This is a genomic window from Paenibacillus violae (genome assembly GCF_032461945.1).
Lineage (GTDB): Bacteria > Bacillota > Bacilli > Paenibacillales > NBRC-103111 > Paenibacillus_E > Paenibacillus_E violae.
Map to the genome: position 1 here is coordinate 103155 of NZ_JAWCUD010000015.1, position 19749 is coordinate 122903.

A 19749-nucleotide genomic window follows, 5' to 3' on the forward strand; every position below is an offset into this window, starting at 1 on the left:
TGTTATAAAAAAGGAGCATGTTTCATTTGCAGCCAGACGCTATAGATCGTGTCATAAAAAACGCAATTAACGTCATGGAGAGCAGCAAGTATCAGATGTTCGAGATCGCAGAAGCTTCTCGCTTGGAAAAAGAATCGCTTACTCGTGAACTTGAAGAAATTAAGCATGAAACGAGTATCACAATTGATTTGGTTGACAAGTTAGAGAAGGACTACAAGCGCTCCCGCATTCGACTCACGGAAGTCAGTCGTGACTTTAATAAGTACCGTGAGGAAGATATTAAGGTTGCTTATGAAGCGGCTATTGCCTTTCAATTACAACTCACTATTGCTAGAGAAAAAGAAAATAATCTGAAGGCCAGACGCAATGACCTGCAAGTGCGAACTAAGAATGTGGACAAGCAGGTGGAACGGGCTGAAACGATCGTTTCTCAGATGAATGTAGTTTTAGAATACTTATCCGGAGATCTCAATCAGGTCACTCGCATATTAGAATCCGCTAAAAACAGGCAATTGCTTGGTTTAAAGATTATTTTGGCACAAGAGGAAGAGCGAAAGCGTATTGCGCGTGAAATTCATGATGGTATGGCTCAGACCTTGGCAAATGTTGTGCTACGAACAGAAATTGCTCAGCGCATGCTTATTAAAGAAGATATCCCCGCGGTTAAGGAAGAACTAGTGGATTTGAAGGGACAAGTCAGAGGGGGACTTGAAGAAGTTCGTAAGATCATCTTCAACCTCCGCCCGATGGCGCTCGATGATCTAGGTATCGTACCGACTCTGCGTAAATATGTTCAAGATTGCGAAGAGAAATATCGGATTCGTACGCAATTCAATCTCGTAGGCAAGCAGACTCGCATTCCATCAGGGCTTGAAATTGCGATTTTCCGACTGGTGCAAGAAGCTCTATCTAATGTAATAAAACATGCGAAAGCAACTTTCTTATCTGTTGAGCTAACACTGGAACCTGATCAAGTACAAATCTACGTCGTAGATAATGGGGTCGGCTTCGATGTGCCGCAAACAGAGCAGAAAATAGCTAAGGGAAATAATTTTGGTTTGTTAGGCATGCGTGAGCGTGTTGAGCTTCTGGAAGGCACAATGATCATTGATTCTGCCAAAGATTCCGGAACCAAAATTACAATGCTAATCCCTATTGGCGGCGGTGCAGAGAACAAGGAGGAAAATCAAAATGGACAACACGGCGAGTCATAAACGCAATGTGCGAATTGTTATTGCGGACGATCACCAGCTGTTTCGCGAAGGTGTTAAACGGATTATCAATATGGAAGATGATATGGAGGTCATCGGAGAGTGTGGCGATGGGATCCAGGTTATCGAGCTATGTAATCAAATCACCCCAGATATTGTTCTCATGGACATCAACATGCCACTTGAGAATGGTGTAGTCGCGACTGAGCGCCTAAAGCTTATTTTCCCTGATATTAAGGTTATCATTCTTTCGCTTCATGATGATGAGAGCTATGTATTTGAGACCCTTCGCAAGGGAGCTTCGGGTTATTTGCTTAAAGATATGGAAGCGGAGTCGCTTATTAATGCGATTCGTTCTGTGGTGGCTGGTCACGCCTATATTCACCCCAAAGTTACAGGAAAGCTAATCAACCAACTAAGACGCATGACTTATTTAGATGACGTCGGTGTGGTTGGATCAGGTCAGGGCGCTAAGGATTCTGCGCTTAAGTACATACATAATACAAACAGTCCACTTACCAAACGGGAAGCGGAAGTTCTTCGTTTAATGGCAGAAGGCAAAAGCAATAAACTGATCGGAGAGTTCCTCTACATCAGTGAAAAAACGGTGAAGAACCATGTCAGCTCCATTCTTCAAAAAATGGAAGTAGATGACCGTACACAAGCGGTTATCATCGCGATTAAGAATGGTTGGGTAACCTTATAAGACTCCCGTTGTTGGAACCCCTCTACTTTTTGTGGCATACACTGCAATTAAGGGAGGGATCCGCTATGTGGATTGGGTTACTTTGGATCTTGGGTTGCTACGGAATCAGCATCGCAGTGCTTCATCTATTGTTCGGAGCCCGAAAGGGTAGAAAGAAGAAGCCTGCAAAAGTTCTGCTTATCACCAAAAATAACCAAAATCAAATTGAATGGTATATTCGCTCTTTATTTTTTTTCTCTGGATTAAAAGGCTATGAAGTTACGGCAACGATCTACGATGAAGGGTCTTCTGACGACACAAGACAAATTATTGAGCGATTATCCCATACCCATTTACTTAATTTGAGATATCAAATGGATTTTGGTGCAGTTGATCAATTTGTGAGTGAGCATGAAGGCGAACCTGTGGTTGTTGTTCATCTTAGCAATAGGGAAGATCTTGTGAAAATACCTGTCTGATAGCAGTAACCGCTTGCAGATGCAACTTAAAAAGAGGGTAAGGTGAGCAATGAAGGTTCAACTTTACGCCGTTCTTGTAAATAAGGAGTGGAATTGGAATTTGACCATCCACCCTATGACAGACATTCAATATTGGTTCGAGCAATACGCAGCCGACGCCGGCCTCGTACTGTTCGAACCTTTTATTTCGTTTGGGCAAGGTGTGCGGGTGCTTGGTAAACTAAAATCTGCAAATTTAAAACAAGCGGTTGAGGACGATGAAAGTATGCTGAGGCAGTTCCGCCAGACGGCCAAAAATTGCGGTTTGCTAAATTGCGACAAAATTGCAATGAAGAAAATAACACTTAACGAGGAAAGATTGTTCTCTAGAATGATTTTAGATTATGGGGTTTATACCAAGATTGTATTAGCTTGCAGCGGTAGGACGTTGCTTGTAGAGGAATTTGAGCAGCTGTTAAAAGCGGCAAATTTAGAACTAGGTGCAGGGGAAGCGTGGATGAGTTATCTTCAGCTAGCTCATCTTAACGGGGATTTAACATTAGAGAATGGACTCTATATAAAGGAGTACCGGGAATGGCGCCGAGGTTACCAGAAAAGGACGAGCTACTCCTGTAAACGTTGCGGAAGCGGTGAGGAGAGTTTGTATTGGTCAGCCTGCCATTTCTGCGGACATGACTGCCCCTACTGTGAAGCGTGCTTAACAATGGGACGGGTAAAGTTTTGCTCGTTGCTTATATTTGGAGGGACAGCTGAGAATGGAAAGTTAGTGGTGGAAGACGCGAAACAGTCCTTTGAGAATCTCGAAACCTACATCAAACCATGGGGACTTAGTGAAGCTCAGACTAGAGCATCTCTGGAGGGGCTACAATTTATTACGGAGGAGAGGGGGAAGGATAAACGAGGATTGCTAGCCAAAGAACCTCGAAAGTTTTTAATATGGGCTGTTACCGGTGCTGGAAAGACGGAAATGATTTTCCCCTTTGTTCACCTAACGGTGGCCAACGGAGGGCGGGTGTTGATTGCAACTCCTCGAAAAGACGTGGTGTTAGAGCTTCAACCAAGAATATCACGAGCTTTCTCAGACTATAGTGTCGTTACGCTTTATGGTGGTAGCGAGCAGCGGTGGGAGCAAGGGCAAATTACAATTGCCACGACACATCAACTCATGCGTTTTGATAAGGCATTTGATCTTGTCATTATTGATGAAATTGATGCATTTCCATACCATAACAATCCAATGCTTACTTATGCGGCAGCTAAAGTTTGTAAGCCTAGCGGAACGAATATTCTGCTTTCAGCCACACCGCCGAGAGCTGTAAGGCTCGCTGCAAAGAGGGGGCGATTACCGCATGTTGGAGTGCCGGTACGCTTTCATAGGAACCCCTTGCCAGTACCGGAGCTCATAGCCGCCCCATCCCTAAATAAATCTATACATACTCAAGCTCTGCCTAATTCGTTATTTGCTAAGCTGGTAGCTTCAGTGGAGCGGGGTGCACAGTTGTTTGTTTTCGTTCCCAACATTCACCTGGTGGAGCCTACGGTGGATCTACTTAGGATAAAATTACAAGGAGGTACTACGCTGTGCATTGAGGGAACTTCGTCAAAGGACTCTGACCGAACTGAGAGGGTTCAGCGTTTTCGTAACAGGGACATACGAGTTTTGGTGACAACGACGATTTTGGAGAGGGGAGTCACTGTGCCGAAGTCGGATGTCTTTATCCTAGATGCCGATTCAAAGTTATTTGATGAAGCAGCGCTTGTTCAGATGGCTGGGCGGGCAGGTAGATCAAAGGACGATCCGGCGGGAAAGGTTTATTTTGCAGCCAAAGAAATCACACGATCACAAAAGGAGGCTATTCGACAAATCGAGAAAATGAATCGCATAGCGCGTAAACGGGGGTATTTTGAAAGGGGGAAATGAATGAGTGATTGGAAAAATTGGCTGGGTGCAATGAGAGGAACTTTCTTTTCACTGCTGAGTCCAGTAAAGGAAGAGTGCTTGCTGTGTAAGCAAGTTAGCTCTGACCCTGTTAGGCAGCTGGGACTTTGTCGTTCATGTTATATGAGAATACCATGGATTCGAACGGCACTTTGTGCTATATGCGGGCGAGGCGAGGTATGTTATGACTGTCAACGAAGGGGATACGCTTATTTCTCGAAAAGCCGCAGTGCAGTGAGATACGATGAAATGATGAAAGAATTATTAGCTCGTTATAAATATCGAGGAGATGAACGACTCAAGGCTGTAATTGGTCAAATGCTTGTTCATGCGTATCATTTATTGCAAGAGGAAATGAGAGAATTCGGCACGGATCCAGTCTCAATTAAGAGACTTATCACGTTCGTACCTGTTAGTGAGCGTAGATTGCTGGAGCGCGGTTTTAACCAAGCTGAACAAATGGCTATTGAATTAGGAAGAAAAGTCGGGCTCCCTGTCGTTCAACTGCTTAATCGTTCGAAACATACAGATAAACAAAGTTTTAAGAATAGGAGTGAGCGTCTGGATGATCTAGTACATGTTTTTGAGATTAACGAGCTGCTGATTAAACAGCTGACAGGTTGCCAGGCAGCTTCATACGTTATATATATCGTAGATGATGTGTACACCACTGGGAGCACTATGAATCAGTGTGCAAGGGTTTTAGGCGAATCCTTGCCGGCGAAAGTGTTCGGTATTACATGGGCGCGATAGGGGCTACAGCCAGGCTCTCGAAAAATAGAGATATGCAAACGCTGTCGGATTGCGGTAAACTGGAATTAAATATTTAGGTATAGGGAACAATAGAAGGGGGCCATATAATGGGCATGAACGTTGCTAATTGTCCACGCTGTGGGAAGATTTTTGTTAAGGGATTTGCTGAGGTATGCCCGAATTGCTTGAAAGATTTGGAGCAGCAGTATGATAAATGCCTGAAGTATCTGCGTGCAAACAAAGGTACTACTATAAATGATTTAAGTGAAGCGACGGACGTATCTATTAAGCAGATTACGAAGTTTATTCGTGAAGGTCGGATCTCTATTATGAATGCGCCGAACATGGCTTATCCTTGCGAGGTTTGTGGGACGTTGATTCGGGAAAATACGCTTTGCGAGCCGTGCCGAATGAAGCTTGTGAAAGATGTACGGAACACGGCCGAGGACGAGCGGAGAAATGAAGAACTGAAGAAGCAAGAGGGCAAAATTAGCTTTAAGATTCATGAACGTTTAAAAGACAGACATTAATTTTGTTCGAAATTGCTGATTGAGATATAAAATATTATACATATGATGCCGATAATAACTCTAAAGATTATCGGCATTTTATTTATGTCAGATCATGGGAGTGGTTGAGTGTGAAAATTAATGACAATCAGCGAATTGGTGCTGTAAACCCTTATAAAAAAACTGGCGATGCTAAATTTATGTCCCATGCAGCCAATAAGAAGGAAAAGGCGAAAGATCAGGTCGAAATTTCTGCTGAGGCTAAGGAAATGCTAGATGCAAAGGGCATTGTACGGACGGAAGAGCAGGCACAGCGAATCGAGGAATTAAAGGCATCTGTAGCCTCTGGCACCTATTATGTGGATGCGAACAAAATTGCAGAAAAGTTGATCCCTTATCTCAAGTAAAATATATCATGACAAAAGATGGAATAGGTGAACGAGTGTGTCGATACAGCTTTTGATGGAAACCATGTCTAAACTGCAAGAAGCTCATGAAGCATTGCTCGTATTAGCACGTGAGAAGCCTCGCGTACTCGTCAAAAACGATGTGGAGCAATTAAATAACATTGTAAACAAAGAAAGCAGATGGATTCGAGGTATACAAGAGCTGAATTTAGAAAGAATTCAGCATATCGGGTCCTATTTAATTTCAAGAGGTTATAATCCAAACCCTAAGATAACGGTTGCAGATTTAGTGAAAATCATTTTTAAAGCGGAAGAAAAGCAGCTGTTAATGCAAGCGCAACAAAAATTAGTGGAGACTATGAAAACTTTAAAGGCTGAGAATGAAATTAATCAGCAATTAATTGAACAGTCTTTATCCTTTATCAATTATACGGTTGATTTAGTACTAGGAGTACCTGAAGATGATGTAATCTATCAGAGACCAAATCAAGTGCCCTATGGGGCGAAGCGTCCGGGACTATTCGATACAAAAGCCTAGTAGGGTTTACGAGAGGAGATTTCGATTTATGCGTTCCACTTTTATGGGTATAGAGATTTCGAAAAGGGCTCTTTTTACGCAACAAGCAGCGCTTAACACAACTGGTCATAACATAGCGAACTCTAATACGAAAGGCTATTCGAGACAAGTCGTAAACATGGTAGCTGCAGCGCCGCTTGAATATCCTGGTTTGCAGCGGAGTACTGTTCCTGGTCAAATGGGTCAAGGTGTTGAATTTGACCATATCACAAGGATTCGCGAGAAATTCTTGGACGATCAGTTTCATAATGAGAATAAGAATCTTGGCGATTGGAGCACTAGAAAGGATACACTGGATAAAATCGAATCGATCATTAACGAACCTTCCGATACTGGCATTCGCCAAACAGTCGAAGGTTTTTGGAATGCTTGGCAGGAGTTAAGTAAATCTCCTGAAAACACTACGGCAAGAGTATTAGTCAAAGAACGGGCGCTGGCAATGACGGACGCGTTTAACCAAGCATCTAGGCAACTTCAAGATCTCTCTTCCGATTTAACGACAAATATCGGCATTAAGGCGACGGAAGCCAATACAGCAATTGGACAAATTGCAAAGCTCAATGAAGAAATTTTTCGTATCGAGGGGCTTGGGGACGATGCGAATGATTTGCGGGACCAAAGGGATCTTCTTATGGATAATTTATCTAAAATTATCAATATAACTTATACAGAGGATAGCAACGGCTATAATGTGAAGATGGGCAGCGTGCAACTAGTTAGTGGTAAAGATGTGGCTAATACATTATCTACAGACTCGTTAACGAGTTCTGCTAATTCAGGAGATCTCAATAGTGGTGAGGTCTATGGAATGCTGCAATCTAGAGATAATTATGTTGCCGGTTATAAATTTCAGCTTGATGCCATGTTGAAGACGATGGTTCAAGGTGATGTTGAAACGACACTGCCAAAAGGAATGGTTGTCCCGGAGGGGACTACGTTAACTGTCGTTAACTCTGACGGGACAACTTCTCAGCAGCAATTTAGTGGTGCGGGACGTACATTGACAAGCGATCTTAAGGTTGTTGTCAAAGGGTTTAATGGTTTGCACCAATTAGGGTATTCTGGTTCAAGCCCTTTGAAGTCGGGTGTTCCGTTCTTTACTTTAAAGCCTGGAGCGACGGAATTTACTGCCGACAGTATCACAGTTAATCCTACTATTCTAAGTGATCCGTCCAATGTCTCCACATCGACTCGAACATATATAGATACCGATGGTGTAGAAAAAGTCGTTAAGGGTAATAACGATATGGCACTATTGTTGGCAGGTCTTAAGGATAACAAAATCAGTTTCGAAGATGCAGCCGGCGGAAACACCGTTTTAAAAGATGGTACTTTTGATGAGTTTTTCCGGTCGATTGTCGGACAACTAGGTGTTCAAAGTCAGGAAGCTACGAGGCAGGCAACGAACCAGCAAACTTTAGTTGATCAAGTTGACTCTAACAGACAAGGAGTAAGCGGCGTTTCGTTGGATGAGGAAATGTCTAATATGATTAAATTTCAAAAAGCTTACAGTGCTGCGGCTCGTGTAATGACAACGTTTGATGAGCTGTTGGATAAAGTAATTAATAGCATGGGGACAGTAGGCAGATAAGAAAGACTAATATTGTATGGTAGGTGAATGCTAACATGACCACCCGTATTACTCAAGGCATGATGAATAATCAATTACTGCGAAATGTAACTGCAAATTTATCGAGAATTAATGAAAATCAGAACCAGCTCTCAACTGGTAGAAAAATTAATAAACCCTCAGACGATCCTGTCGGGATAAGTTTCTCTTTGCGTTATCGCAGCGAGGGAGCCGCGAACGAACAGTACAAGAGTAATGCGGACTCTGCAGTTTCCTGGCTTGATTTCACAGATACAACGTTAAATCAAGCGAATACTGTTATTCAGCGAGTTCGAGAGTTGACGGTTCAGGCTTCCAACGGGACTAATCCGCAATCAGCACTAGATGCAATTAAGAAAGAAATCGATCAGCTATCAGAACAGATGGTTACGATTGGTAATAGTCAATTTAACGGGAAGTACGTTTTCAATGGCCAGTTAACCGATAAAGCGCCATATAACTCAGCCACAGCATCGACGGATGTTGCTGATCAAGGGGAAATTAAGTTTGATATTGGTGTAGGTGTAAGAGTAACGGCTAATGTTTCTGGCGATAAAATTTTTGGTGCTGCTGGAGCTAGCGACAACATTTTCATGATTATGAAGGATTTATCGGCTGCTTTAGCTTCCGGCAATCAAAATGATATTGGTGCTTGTATTGGCAAGATTGATAGCCGAAATGAAGCTTTTTTACAGGCGCGTGCAGATGTAGGGGCAAGACAAAATCGAATTGAATTAGCACAATCTCGTCTTGAAGATATAGGCACCAATCTTCAAACTCTCCAAGCTAAGGAAGAAGATGCGGATATTCCGGCTGTCATTACTAATTTAAAGACGGATGAAAATGTTTATAATGCGTCCCTTTCAGTAGGTTCTAAAATTATTAGCACGAGTCTCGTTGATTTTCTACGATAGGAGCGGTTTAGCATGACGTTTCCAATTCCTCAAATTCAGATACGTCAACAACGTGCTCAGATAGGTATTGATGCTGATTTAGGTCAACTGGACATCAAGCAGCCTAAAGCTACTCTCGAAATAACGACCGAACCGTCCAAGTTGGAAATCCACTCGGAAAAAGGTGTGCTTTACATTGATTCCAGCAAAGCTTGGGATGCACTGGGATTGGGATCGTCCCTGGAAACAATGAGTAGAATTTATTCAAAAGCTCGTGATGTAGCACTGCAGGGAATTGCCAAAATTGTAGAAAACGGCAATCGATTAGCGGCTATTCAAAATGGTGGAAACGCTATTGCAGAAATTGCGAAAGAGAAGGGCGATGAGTTTTTCGAGTTTGAATTCTTAGGTGATGCTTCCATGGACAATGTTGAGTTGCATTACGAACCAGGCAAACTGGATATTCAATTCAAGGAAGGCAAAGTTAACGTAAATACACATCCGAACCCCCCTGAGATTAATTATATTCGGGGTAAACTCGATATTTATATGATTCAGTACCCTAAGGTGGAGATAATTCCACCACAAATTGATATTAAAACCTAGCTTTCTTGAAGTTTGGCCAACACACGGTAAAAACAAATAATAAAACATAATGCTATAGCGCAAGCTATAGCATTATGTATTTAGGAGAGATTATTGCATGCTTGATCTTTTACAAGGCAAAGTTCTTCGTTTTAATGGAAGCATTCTAGGATTCGAAGAACTGGATGAATTTGAAGTCTCTGTCGTTGAAGAGGGCAGCCCGTATGCATATCTGCAAAGTGTGCAAGATGAAAATATAAGCTTTTTGGTAGTGACACCTTTTGTTTTCTATCCCAACTATACATTTGAGATCGAGGACAATGACAAAAGTTTGCTTGAGTTGAATTCGAATGAAGAGGTTGCTGTTATTAATATTGTAACGATTAAGGAGCCGTACACAAAGTCCACTGTGAATTTGCTAGCACCGCTGGTGTTGAACATTGCGACTGAGCAAGCTCGTCAATTGGTGCTACCTCCACAATCTACCTATGGTACGAACGATCCTCTCTTTAAAGAAGCCCCTGAAGAAAGCGGTGAGCGTTAATGCTGATCTTAACGAGAAAAAAAGGGCAATCAATCATTCTCAATAACAATATTGAGATTGTAATATCGGCTATTGACGGAGATCAAGTGAAGATCGGTATTAGTGCTCCTAAGGAAGTCAGTATTTTGCGAAAGGAGTTGTATGAGGAAGTGCAGAAAAGTAATAAAGAGGCGATACGCTCCAAAATAGATCTAGATAATTTGAAAAAGTTAATGGATCTTAAAAAGTGATAACAAACCGAATTTAGAGTCGTTTCATCTCATTTTTAGGAAAAGAAGAGGTAGAGATTGTGTTTTCACATGCCGTTGCAAAATTTGTAAAAATTTCCGTGATAAAAAAGTCGAATTTCCTCCATTTTTGCAAAAATTCCTCTAAACATTTTTTATATAAAAGCCGATATATATATTAATCGCTCCTCTGGAGGGCGGCCGACCTACCAGAGGTGTGCAATACATTAGGACACATGGATGTGTTCTTTACAACTCAAGGAGGAATATCAAATGATTATTAACCACAACCTACCAGCACTTAACACGTACAACAAATTGGTTGTTAACAACAACAGCACTGCTAAAGCTATGGAGAAGTTGTCTTCCGGTCTGCGTATCAACCGTGCTGGCGATGATGCAGCTGGTTTGGCAATTTCCGAGAAAATGCGTTCCCAAATCCGTGGTTTGGACCAAGCTTCCCGTAACTCCCAAGATGGTATCTCCTTGATTCAAACAGCTGAGGGCGCATTGAGCGAAACGCAAAACATTCTGCAACGTATGCGTGAACTAACTGTACAAGCAGGTAACGACACGTATACAACGACTGACCGTAACAAAATCGGTTTGGAAGTTCAACAGTTGCAAAAAGAAATCAACCGTATCTCCTCTGCTACAGAGTTCAACACTAAGAAATTGCTGAACTCCAAAATCAGTAAAGTTGGTTTCCAAGTTGGTGCGAACTCCGGTCAAACCATCACGATGTCTGTACTTGTAAACGCGAAAGCAAGTTTATTGGTTGGTGCGAATTACGGATCCAAGTTCTCCTCGATCAAGTCGAGTACTGTTGGTTCCATCATTGCCGCTATCAACAAAGGTATTGGCTCGGTTTCCAAAATTCGTGCAAACCTTGGTGCATACCAAAACCGTTTGGAGCACACTATCGCTAACTTGGATACTTCTTCCGAAAACTTGAGCGCCGCTGAATCCCGTATCCGCGACGTAGATATGGCGAAAGAAATGATGAACTACACGAAGAGCAACATTCTTTCCCAAGCAGCACAAGCTATGTTGGCACAAGCAAACCAACAACCACAAGGTGTTCTTCAATTGCTGCGTTAATACATTCGGATTTATCAAAAAGCCAACCCGTTTGCGGTTGGCTTTTTTAAAACAATTGATTTAGGGCCAATGAATGGAGGAAATTATGTACGACGAAAGCGTCGAGGCACTGCATGAGAAAGTGAAGCGTGTTTGTTACGCTTTTTACCGCTATGAAATTAAGAATGGTCTGAGTCAGTTCGAGGCTCTAACAGAAGAAATAGACTGCATTTTGATGAATCAACATATCTCTGAAGCGCAGCAGCAGGATTTGATAGAACTGCTGAAGCTAATTTTACTAGCTGTGGATAATAGAGACTATTTAATTGCAGCTGATTTATTAATGTATGAATTGCTCGGTCGAATAAAGGCTGTTGCCGGTTCTTCCGAATAGAAGGAGCTTAGTATGAACTATTACGACAGCAATGCACAATTCTTAACTGAATACAACGAATGGCTGTTGGAACAAATGGAATTGATTAGTGCCGATGATCTTGAAATCATTCACGTCGGAGATGATATTGCCTTTAAGCTGGCAGATGAACAAGGGAATGAATTTTTCTCTGCAAGTATGTATGATCCGCGGTATGAAGCGGAACAGTTCTTAGACGGTGTTAATTTTGACAATACGGGATATATCCTTTTGGGGATGGGTTCTTCAGCAATCCTCAAACAAATTTTAGGAAACAAAACCGAGACTGCTTGGGTTTTAATTATAGAGAAAGACACTAGGCTAGTGAAGAAGTTCTTGCAAGAAGTTGACTTATCACCATATTTGTCGGGGCAATTGCAGCGGGTTATTATTCTAACCGACCTTATGGGTGATATATCAGGTATAATGAATCATTATATTTTCTCCTTGATTGGATATTATTTTTTGCAAACAGATTTGCTTCGTACGTTCGCAAGTTACCGTCGTGATGCTGAATATTATGAGTCAGTCACTAGCATTATTATTAATCAATTGCGTACCACGGTAGCTGCTATGGGTAATTCGATGGAAGATACATTGCTCGGCATGTCCAACGAATTGAAAAATGTTCCAATTGCTTTACGCTCACCAAAGATTAAAGATTTAAAAGAGAAGTTTAAAGGAAAACCGATCATATGTGTTGCTTCTGGTCCTTCGTTGGATAAGCAACTTCCACTGCTCAAACAGGTTAAAGGAAAGGCAATGATTATCAGCGCAGAGTCAGCATTTAAAGTACTACTTAAGAACGATATTGCTCCGGATGTGTTATGCATTTTGGAACGAGGTCCCAATTCTTATGAACTCAGTACAAACGGTGTAGAAATACCGGAAGAGACTGCGTTAATTGCATTGACGTTGATGGACCCGCGCCTTCCAAGGGTGTGGAATTCGCACGTTGTGCCCGTATTTAAATCTAATATTACACATTCCCGACTTATGAGCGAAGCTCTTGGAGATTTAGGGACACTATACAATGGAAATTCTGTAGCTCATTTGAGTTATTCTGTGGCACAACATCTCGGCGGGTATCCGATTGTTTTCATAGGTCAAGATTTGGCTTACTCGGAAGAAGGAACTACGCATAGCAAAGACAGTTTCTATGTTGATCAGAGCGATGAGAATATAACCGATGAACAGCGTAAGCAAATCTCTGCTTCTTTGCAGCCGGATCAAAACTTTTATAATAAAACGGTCTACGTAGATGGCTATTATGGTGGTAAAGTCAGAACGAGGGAGCTTTGGAGACAATTTTTATTCTGGATGGAACATATGCTTGCGATTTTACCGGCTCCGTTAGTAATTAATGCTACAGAGGGCGGTGCAGAAATTAAAGGAGCCGTCAATATGCCATTCCAGGAAGTAATCGAACAGTATTGTCAGGAGCGGACTCCTTCAATTCCGGAATTGTTTCGTGATATGGCGCAACCCATGGATGCCGAACTGCACGATAGAATGAGAAACATGATAGATTTCTTTAACGGCCGTTTGGGTGAGTTGGAGCGCATCAGCACGTTTGCGGCAGAGATTTTGCAGGCAATCGAGCAATTGCTAGTGGAGCAGCCATTCTCGCAGGACAATTCAGTAGAGTTTTTGGAAATGAAAGCGAGTCGAATTATACGTAATGTAGAACTCCTAATAAAGGATATGATAAAGGATTCATTCTGTATGTTTTTCCTCTCTCCGCTTCTAACTAATTATCATGTGAAAATGAACCCTATTTCCCGCGTATCCTCAATTGAGCGCTTGAAATCTATTTTAGTTCATCAAAGCAACTTTATGATGTGGATTATTGATGGAAGAGATCAAATTATGAAAGTATATGAAGAAGGAATTCGAGAGGCAGTTACTGAACTAGGGCTAAATAGTGAAGAGCTGTACTTCGAGGCGAAGCAGAAATGGGAACCGCCGAATTTGGAGCTAGAGGAGGATAACGGTTAATGCAAGACATCGTACAGGAAACGTTGGAGAGTATGATAGACTATGTTCCTAAATTGGCGGCAGCATCTGAAAAGATAGCTCTTGATATTCAAACCCACCAGGAGGGATGGATCGACACATTGCTTGCCTATTTAGAAGGGCTAAATTGGTTAGTAGAGGCTGTTGCGGGACTTCAACGGTTGGATCGATTCTTATTGGAAGACTGGAATATTGAGCTCATTAAGCCGTACATGGATCAAATGACAGAAGCGCTGGAACAAAATGACTTTGTATCTCTTTGTGATCTGTTGCAATATGAATTGCGTCCAATGTTAGAATCTTGTGAAGAGCAACTAAGGGGAATGGTTCATTGAATAACCAAGATCACTTTATTCAAAGGGATGTTCCAAGATTCAATGGGCCTGATGTGACACTAGAGCGAGCTAAAAATGGATCCTTTACGGCTTTCATACAAGAATCCGGGACTCAAGCCATTTATTTGCATAGTCGTTATGATCCTGTTTCCGAAGCGGGACGATTTGCTGCTGCTCATTTGAGCGGCAGTGAAGGGGAGAGTGTGGATCGCATTGTTCTTTATGGTCTTGGATGTGGGCACCACGTTAGCGCCTTGCTAGAGAAAACCGAGCAAATGGGAACTCCGATTGAAGTTTGGGAGACGAATGTTGCAGCCTTTTTTCATATCGAAAAGTCCGGAGCTCTTAAAGACATTATGAATTGCCGGCGGCTAACAATAATCGTTACGGACGATATAAAAGTTTATGGGGAACGGTCGAATGCTTGGCAGAATGAACATGTACATGTCATCGTCCATGAGCCGTCATTGCGCGCGGTGCCATTGGAATTATCATCTTTCAAAAGTATCTTATTGGATTACAAAATTAAGCGCAATAGTGCAATCATCAATAGGGAATTAATGAATAGCAATTTTATGCAGAACACCCAGCAGGAGTGGCCGTCGATTTCTGCTTTTCAAGATTTTTCCTCTTCTGTACCAGCCATTCTTATCAGCGCCGGACCATCTCTTGCGAAATCGTTACCGCTCTTGCAAACTGCAGCCAAGCATTGTTTACTCGGAGCTGTAGGGACAGCATCTTCCTTGTTGGTTCGTCATGGAGTAATCCCTGACTTTGTAATTATGACCGATCCGCAAGAGGGAATGATTAAGCAGTTGGAAGGTTGGCAGCCACCATCCATCCCCTTGTTTTTCCTAAGTACTGTCCACACAGCAGTCGTGGAACAATACGCCGGTCCGAAATTCATTCTTTTTCAGGAGGGCTTTGTACCAGCTGAAGAAATGGCTTCGCTTCGTAGCGAACAACTTGTACAGACGGGAGGATCCGTTTCGACGACTCTCTTTTCTCTAGCTCGATTATTGTGCATGAGACCGATCTGCCTTGTAGGTCAAGACCTTGCATACACTGATAACCAAACACACGTAGCGGGAACACCACTCTACAAAAAATGGGAACGAGAAGCGACAGGAGAGCGCGTAGTAGCGTTCGATAGGCTTGGAACCGTAATGACCTCGCGTAATTTGCTAATTTATAAGAAATGGTTTGAGGAACAAGCCAGAAACAACGATGAGGTTTTCTTCAATGCTACGGAAGGCGGCGCTTATATCGAAGGGTTTGCACATGTGACATTGTCGGAATTTTTAACAAGCGTCCAAGTGAACGATGTTTCTAAGGCACGTGAGGCATTTCAACAAATGGTATTATCCGCATCCTTGAATTGATTTGGAGTTGGAAGCATGAACTATGAAGGCAAAAAAATATTGATTATCGGTGGTACTGGAACCCTTGGTCAACATCTTACACGTTTTTTATTGCGGCAGAATCCACAAGTCATTCGAATTATGAGTCGTGATGAGTACAAGCAGTATGAGATGCAACAGAATTTTACAGAACATTTGTCTAAACTGCGGTTTTTAATAGGAGACGTTCGAGATGGACAAAGACTTCTACGTGCCATGGAGGACATTGATTACGTCTTTCACCTGGCAGCTATGAAACATGTGCCGTTCTGCGAATACAACCCATTTGAAGCCGTTCAGACGAATATCATAGGTACACAGAACATGATTCAAGCGGCAATTCAGTGCGGGGTTAAAAAGGTTCTTTTCACTTCTACCGATAAAGCTATTTCGCCGACTAATACGTACGGTGCTTCTAAACTGATGGCTGAACGCCTCATTTCTGCAGCCGAATACCAGAAAGGACCCAAACAAACTGTATTTGCATCAGTCCGTTTTGGGAACGTAATGGGGTCAAGGGGATCAGTCATTCCTCTTTTTGTCAAGCAGATTATGGAAAAGAGCAAAGTTACTATAACCGATCGACAAATGACCCGTTACATGATGACGGCGACACAAGCGATTTCGCTGATGCTTAAGGCTAACGATATTTCTCAGGGCGGAGAAGTGTTTGTTTTAAAGATGCCGACTATTTTGCTCGTTGATTTGGCTGATGTTGTTATTGAAGAAGTCTGTACTAGATTTGGAATATCCGAACAAGTTGTTCGTGAAGAAATTGGCTTGCGCCCAGGCGAGAAACGATATGAAGAATTAATGACCGAAGACGAGACGTTGCATGCCTGGGAAACACCAGATATGTTTATTATTCCTTCAGCATTTCGTGATTTGAAGCTGGAAACCTCTTATCCTAATGCTCAAAAAATGCAGCAATGTGCAGTGAATTCCCACCAGGAGCAGCCGATTGATCGTGATACTCTCCGTCAGTGGATATTGGAGGAAGGTTTAATCAAGGGGGAATTATTATGAAAAACGTGGTCATCATTCAGGCAAGAATGGGTTCGACTAGACTCCCCGGAAAAGTGTTAACAAACTTGGCTGGTAAAACGGTCCTTGCGCATGTTATTGAAAGAGCGCAAAACTTTAAGAACGTGCAGGAAATTGTCGTTGCGACCACAACTGGTGCTCAAGACGCTCCGATTGTCGAGGAAGCGATTTCTCAAGGTGCTGCGGTTTACAGAGGCAGCGAATATGATGTTTTGTCGCGTTATTATGAAGCTGGTCTGCAGGCAAAAGCGGATACGGTCATTCGCATTACTTCCGATTGCCCGCTGATTGATCCCGAAGTTTCCTCCCATATTATCCAGGAATATCTGAACGAAGGCGGCAAATACGACTATGTAAGCAATACGTTAAATCGTTCCTACCCGCGTGGATTAGATACAGAAGTATTTTCTTTCGCTTCTCTAGAGACTGCGCATCGGGAATCTCAAAGAGCTCATGACCGCGAACATGTTACTCCGTATATATACAATACACCTAAATACTTCAATTGCCGTTCTGTTCTAAGTGATGAGGGTATTCTCGATTACCGTTGGACACTTGATACGCCTGAAGACTGGGAATTAATATCGAGAATTTATAATTCTTTGTACCTGCCAGGTCAACTATTTACCTGGAAAGAAGCGGCTTCACTAATGCGCAAAAATCCTGACTGGGCAATGATTAATTCCCATGTAGAACAAAAGCAGTAAATCTAATTAGTGCTTTTGCCGATATATATTGTAAACACTAGCGAATGCGAAGGTGATTCTATTGACGACTCGAATAAGCGGACTTGGTACAACAGGCTTGGATATTGATTCGATTGTTAGCCAAATGATGAAGGTTAAACAAGCTCCTATTGATCAAATGATTCAGAAAAGGACATCTCTCACATGGCAACGTGATGCTTACCGTGATGTGAATACCGATATGTCGAGCTTTATGAACGAAGCACAGAAGTTGACGCTTCAAGCTACTTTTATGACGCAGAAAACAACTTTATCGACTACTGACGCTGGTAAAGTGCAGGTGTCACCTACAGCAAAGGCGCTGACCGGGAATTTCTCCCTGAAGGTAGATAAGATTGCAAAAGTTGCATCGGTTGGTAGCACTGCGCCAGTCGGAACTTTCACTGCTACCGCAGGTACAATTAATGTAGCAGGTTCATTGGGGAACAAAGACATTACAATTAATGCTGGGGATAGTGTAAGTCAAATCGTTGCCAATATTAATGGAGCAACAGCATCTACTGGGGTGAAAGCTGTTTATGATCAGCTTTCGGACAAGGTTACGTTCGTTAGTAGTCAAACCGGAGCGGCAGCAAAGATAAACATAAAAGAAACTACTCCTACATCGAATTTAACTAATCTAAAGATCGCTCCAGCTAATCAGAATATTGATATTCCTGGTCAGGATGCAGAAGTATATTTCAACGGCAGCACAGACGTGATTAAGGCTTCTTCTAACTCCTTCACGTTAAATAATATAAACTTTACGCTGTTAGCCGATCCTGCAGGTACTCCTTACACAATAAATGGTTCCAATAATTTGGATGTGGATAGTGTCGTTTCAACAATTAAAGGTGTTTTCGATAAGTACAACACGTTAATCGATAAAATGAACAGCAAAATCAGTGAAACGAAGTATCGGGACTATACACCGCTAACTGATGATCAGAAAAAGGAAATGAAGGACGCGGATATTACGCTTTGGGAAGAGAAGGCGAAATCAGGGCTTCTGCGTAATGACAGCATATTAAGTTCCGGTCTAAACGCAATGCGAAACGATCTTTCGAGCAATGTCTCTGGTATTGCTGGAGATCAATATAATGATTTGTCCGATATTGGAATCACCACGTATCAGAGCAGTGGTTCGAGCAGCTACTTGGCTTATTTAGAAAAAGGTAAAATTTATATTGATGAAGATAAATTGCGTACGGCATTAATAAATAATCCGGATCAGGTGGCGAACCTTTTTACAAAGGATGGGGCGCGTGATGCAAGCGGGAATCTAACAAACGTAAATGATGCCGGTATAGGTACACGTTTGTATGATACCTTGAAAAAAGATATTATTGCCCAAATTACTGCAAAAACGCAGGTCGTTCCAACACAGAGCTATTTGAATCAGCAAATTAACGATTACTCGACTCGCATTCAAACAGAGCAGGATAAATTATCTGACTATGAGCAAAGTTTGTACAATAAATATACTGCACTGCAAACTTCTTTAGAGAATCTGAGTTCTCAGGGTTCGCAGCTTGCCAGTTACTTTAAATAATGGAGGAACCATATGATTCAACCAGCGGCAAAAAGCTATAAACAAAATCAAGTGGACACGGCTCCTTCTGAAGAACTTACACTTATGCTTTATAATGGAGCTATTACATTTGTTAAACGAGCGAAGCAAGCAATCGCTGACAGAGATTATAATCATGCTCATCAGCACATTACTCGCGTTCAAGATATTGTCGACGAATTGATTATTACACTTGATAGGAAATACCCGATTTCTGAACAATTGCTCTTACTTTACGATTACTTGAAGAGACGGCTTGTTGAAAGCAATGTCTCTAAAAACATTTCCATCTTGGAAGAGGTCGAGGGCTTTTTTATGGAGTTTCGCGATACGTGGAAACAAGCAATTACACTTGCCCGCAGCCAAAAACAGTAGGGGGCGCCTACATGGGATCCACTGAAGCATTGTTTCAACAACTCATCGACAGAACAGGCGATATGCTCCAAATTACCCAGTATTCCCCACAGAATCAGCCTCTCGAAGCGATGGATCCACTGTTTGCAGAGCGGGAGCTGTTGTTAAAGCAGTTGGATGAAAATTTACAGCAGGAAGCGAATATCGGCAAATACCGCTCACTCTATGATAAGCTAAAGGTCAAGGAAGATGAATTACAAAAAGCCATTCAAGCCTCGCTGCAAGAGACGGAAGCAAAGATAAAAGATATTCGAAAAGCTAAAACTATATCCACGCAATATGAATCGTATTTGCGACAAACGCCATATGGGGCCTTTTTCGACAAAAAAAAGTAA

The 19749-nt window shown here is 42.1% G+C and carries 23 protein-coding genes; all 23 read left to right on the forward strand.

Annotated features, from left to right (window positions below; all coding sequences use genetic code 11):
• Positions 1-17 precede the first annotated feature (17 nt).
• The 23 genes from RQP52_RS31875 to RQP52_RS31985 all read left to right on the forward strand — a co-directional run bounded on the left by RQP52_RS31875 (position 18) and on the right by RQP52_RS31985 (position 19749).
• Positions 18-1214 carry a sensor histidine kinase gene (locus RQP52_RS31875; RefSeq protein ID WP_315955570.1) on the forward strand — a complete coding sequence of 399 codons (1197 nt, stop codon included), beginning with the start codon at positions 18-20 and terminating at the stop codon, positions 1212-1214.
• The gene (locus tag RQP52_RS31880; RefSeq protein ID WP_127453353.1) at positions 1192-1917 is read left to right on the forward strand and encodes a response regulator; all 726 of its coding nucleotides are present in this window, start codon (positions 1192-1194) and stop codon (positions 1915-1917) included. The genes RQP52_RS31875 and RQP52_RS31880 overlap by 23 nt, the downstream gene beginning before the upstream one ends.
• A gap of 65 nt (positions 1918-1982) precedes the next feature.
• Complete coding sequence (locus tag RQP52_RS31885; RefSeq protein ID WP_315955571.1) at positions 1983-2375, forward strand: hypothetical protein; 393 nt, start codon at positions 1983-1985, stop codon at positions 2373-2375.
• Positions 2376-2424: 49 nt separating this feature from the next.
• A complete protein-coding gene (locus RQP52_RS31890) occupies positions 2425-4296 on the forward strand; it encodes a DEAD/DEAH box helicase (RefSeq protein WP_315955572.1) in 1872 nt (623 codons plus the stop codon).
• 267 nt (positions 4297-4563) lie between these two features.
• A complete protein-coding gene (locus tag RQP52_RS31895; RefSeq protein WP_315955573.1) occupies positions 4564-5067 on the forward strand; it encodes a ComF family protein in 504 nt (167 codons plus the stop codon).
• A 113-nt stretch (positions 5068-5180) separates the two neighbouring features.
• Complete coding sequence (locus RQP52_RS31900) at positions 5181-5597, forward strand: TIGR03826 family flagellar region protein (protein WP_315955628.1); 417 nt, start codon at positions 5181-5183, stop codon at positions 5595-5597.
• Positions 5598-5707: 110 nt separating this feature from the next.
• A complete protein-coding gene (gene flgM / locus RQP52_RS31905; protein WP_315955574.1) occupies positions 5708-5983 on the forward strand; it encodes a flagellar biosynthesis anti-sigma factor FlgM in 276 nt (91 codons plus the stop codon).
• A 37-nt stretch (positions 5984-6020) separates the two neighbouring features.
• Positions 6021-6521, forward strand: coding sequence for a flagellar protein FlgN (locus tag RQP52_RS31910; RefSeq protein ID WP_315955575.1), 501 nt, complete (start codon positions 6021-6023; stop codon positions 6519-6521).
• Between the two features lie 28 nt (positions 6522-6549).
• The gene (gene flgK / locus RQP52_RS31915; protein WP_315955576.1) at positions 6550-8151 is read left to right on the forward strand and encodes a flagellar hook-associated protein FlgK; all 1602 of its coding nucleotides are present in this window, start codon (positions 6550-6552) and stop codon (positions 8149-8151) included.
• A 35-nt stretch (positions 8152-8186) separates the two neighbouring features.
• Positions 8187-9083 (forward strand): flagellar hook-associated protein FlgL, encoded by an 897-nt coding sequence (flgL, locus tag RQP52_RS31920; RefSeq protein ID WP_127453339.1) that lies wholly within the window; start codon positions 8187-8189, stop codon positions 9081-9083.
• 12 nt (positions 9084-9095) lie between these two features.
• Positions 9096-9668, forward strand: coding sequence for a DUF6470 family protein (locus tag RQP52_RS31925; protein WP_315955577.1), 573 nt, complete (start codon positions 9096-9098; stop codon positions 9666-9668).
• Between the two features lie 97 nt (positions 9669-9765).
• Positions 9766-10191, forward strand: a complete 426-nt coding sequence (gene fliW, locus RQP52_RS31930; protein ID WP_315955578.1) for a flagellar assembly protein FliW — start codon at positions 9766-9768, stop codon at positions 10189-10191.
• A complete protein-coding gene (gene csrA, locus RQP52_RS31935) occupies positions 10191-10421 on the forward strand; it encodes a carbon storage regulator CsrA (RefSeq protein WP_315955579.1) in 231 nt (76 codons plus the stop codon). The genes fliW and csrA overlap by 1 nt, the downstream gene beginning before the upstream one ends.
• 270 nt (positions 10422-10691) lie before the next feature.
• Positions 10692-11519 carry a flagellin N-terminal helical domain-containing protein gene (locus RQP52_RS31940; RefSeq protein ID WP_145668370.1) on the forward strand — a complete coding sequence of 276 codons (828 nt, stop codon included), beginning with the start codon at positions 10692-10694 and terminating at the stop codon, positions 11517-11519.
• Between the two features lie 85 nt (positions 11520-11604).
• The gene (locus tag RQP52_RS31945; protein ID WP_315955580.1) at positions 11605-11892 is read left to right on the forward strand and encodes a hypothetical protein; all 288 of its coding nucleotides are present in this window, start codon (positions 11605-11607) and stop codon (positions 11890-11892) included.
• A gap of 12 nt (positions 11893-11904) precedes the next feature.
• A complete protein-coding gene (locus tag RQP52_RS31950) occupies positions 11905-13908 on the forward strand; it encodes a motility associated factor glycosyltransferase family protein (protein WP_315955581.1) in 2004 nt (667 codons plus the stop codon).
• Positions 13908-14261, forward strand: coding sequence for a hypothetical protein (locus RQP52_RS31955; protein WP_315955582.1), 354 nt, complete (start codon positions 13908-13910; stop codon positions 14259-14261). Before RQP52_RS31950 ends, RQP52_RS31955 begins: the two co-directional genes overlap by 1 nt.
• Positions 14258-15643, forward strand: a complete 1386-nt coding sequence (locus RQP52_RS31960; RefSeq protein ID WP_315955583.1) for a motility associated factor glycosyltransferase family protein — start codon at positions 14258-14260, stop codon at positions 15641-15643. The genes RQP52_RS31955 and RQP52_RS31960 overlap by 4 nt, the downstream gene beginning before the upstream one ends.
• Positions 15644-15658: 15 nt before the next feature.
• Entirely contained in the window at positions 15659-16687 is a 1029-nt protein-coding gene (locus RQP52_RS31965) for a polysaccharide biosynthesis protein (protein ID WP_315955584.1), read from the forward strand.
• Positions 16684-17412 carry a glycosyltransferase family protein gene (locus RQP52_RS31970; protein WP_315955585.1) on the forward strand — a complete coding sequence of 243 codons (729 nt, stop codon included), beginning with the start codon at positions 16684-16686 and terminating at the stop codon, positions 17410-17412. Before RQP52_RS31965 ends, RQP52_RS31970 begins: the two co-directional genes overlap by 4 nt.
• A gap of 61 nt (positions 17413-17473) precedes the next feature.
• A complete protein-coding gene (gene fliD / locus RQP52_RS31975; protein ID WP_315955586.1) occupies positions 17474-18982 on the forward strand; it encodes a flagellar filament capping protein FliD in 1509 nt (502 codons plus the stop codon).
• A gap of 12 nt (positions 18983-18994) precedes the next feature.
• Positions 18995-19375 (forward strand): flagellar export chaperone FliS, encoded by a 381-nt coding sequence (gene fliS, locus RQP52_RS31980; RefSeq protein WP_315955587.1) that lies wholly within the window; start codon positions 18995-18997, stop codon positions 19373-19375.
• 11 nt (positions 19376-19386) lie between these two features.
• Positions 19387-19749 (forward strand): hypothetical protein, encoded by a 363-nt coding sequence (locus tag RQP52_RS31985; protein ID WP_315955588.1) that lies wholly within the window; start codon positions 19387-19389, stop codon positions 19747-19749.

Bases quoted from the DNA above. Each gene is read 5' to 3' on its own strand.
- RQP52_RS31875 (WP_315955570.1), top strand. From the start codon at position 18: ATGTTTCATTTGCAGCCAGACGCTATAGATCGTGTCATAAAAAACGCA.
- RQP52_RS31880 (WP_127453353.1), top strand. From the start codon at position 1,192: ATGGACAACACGGCGAGTCATAAACGCAATGTGCGAATTGTTATTGCG.
- RQP52_RS31885 (WP_315955571.1), top strand. From the start codon at position 1,983: ATGTGGATTGGGTTACTTTGGATCTTGGGTTGCTACGGAATCAGCATC.
- RQP52_RS31890 (WP_315955572.1), top strand. From the start codon at position 2,425: ATGAAGGTTCAACTTTACGCCGTTCTTGTAAATAAGGAGTGGAATTGG.
- RQP52_RS31895 (WP_315955573.1), top strand. From the start codon at position 4,564: ATGATGAAAGAATTATTAGCTCGTTATAAATATCGAGGAGATGAACGA.
- RQP52_RS31900 (WP_315955628.1), top strand. From the start codon at position 5,181: ATGAACGTTGCTAATTGTCCACGCTGTGGGAAGATTTTTGTTAAGGGA.
- flgK (WP_315955576.1), top strand. From the start codon at position 6,550: ATGCGTTCCACTTTTATGGGTATAGAGATTTCGAAAAGGGCTCTTTTT.
- flgL (WP_127453339.1), top strand. From the start codon at position 8,187: ATGACCACCCGTATTACTCAAGGCATGATGAATAATCAATTACTGCGA.
- RQP52_RS31925 (WP_315955577.1), top strand. From the start codon at position 9,096: ATGACGTTTCCAATTCCTCAAATTCAGATACGTCAACAACGTGCTCAG.
- fliW (WP_315955578.1), top strand. From the start codon at position 9,766: ATGCTTGATCTTTTACAAGGCAAAGTTCTTCGTTTTAATGGAAGCATT.
- csrA (WP_315955579.1), top strand. From the start codon at position 10,191: ATGCTGATCTTAACGAGAAAAAAAGGGCAATCAATCATTCTCAATAAC.
- RQP52_RS31940 (WP_145668370.1), top strand. From the start codon at position 10,692: ATGATTATTAACCACAACCTACCAGCACTTAACACGTACAACAAATTG.
- RQP52_RS31945 (WP_315955580.1), top strand. From the start codon at position 11,605: ATGTACGACGAAAGCGTCGAGGCACTGCATGAGAAAGTGAAGCGTGTT.
- RQP52_RS31950 (WP_315955581.1), top strand. From the start codon at position 11,905: ATGAACTATTACGACAGCAATGCACAATTCTTAACTGAATACAACGAA.
- RQP52_RS31955 (WP_315955582.1), top strand. From the start codon at position 13,908: ATGCAAGACATCGTACAGGAAACGTTGGAGAGTATGATAGACTATGTT.
- RQP52_RS31965 (WP_315955584.1), top strand. From the start codon at position 15,659: ATGAACTATGAAGGCAAAAAAATATTGATTATCGGTGGTACTGGAACC.
- RQP52_RS31970 (WP_315955585.1), top strand. From the start codon at position 16,684: ATGAAAAACGTGGTCATCATTCAGGCAAGAATGGGTTCGACTAGACTC.
- fliS (WP_315955587.1), top strand. From the start codon at position 18,995: ATGATTCAACCAGCGGCAAAAAGCTATAAACAAAATCAAGTGGACACG.
- RQP52_RS31985 (WP_315955588.1), top strand. From the start codon at position 19,387: ATGGGATCCACTGAAGCATTGTTTCAACAACTCATCGACAGAACAGGC.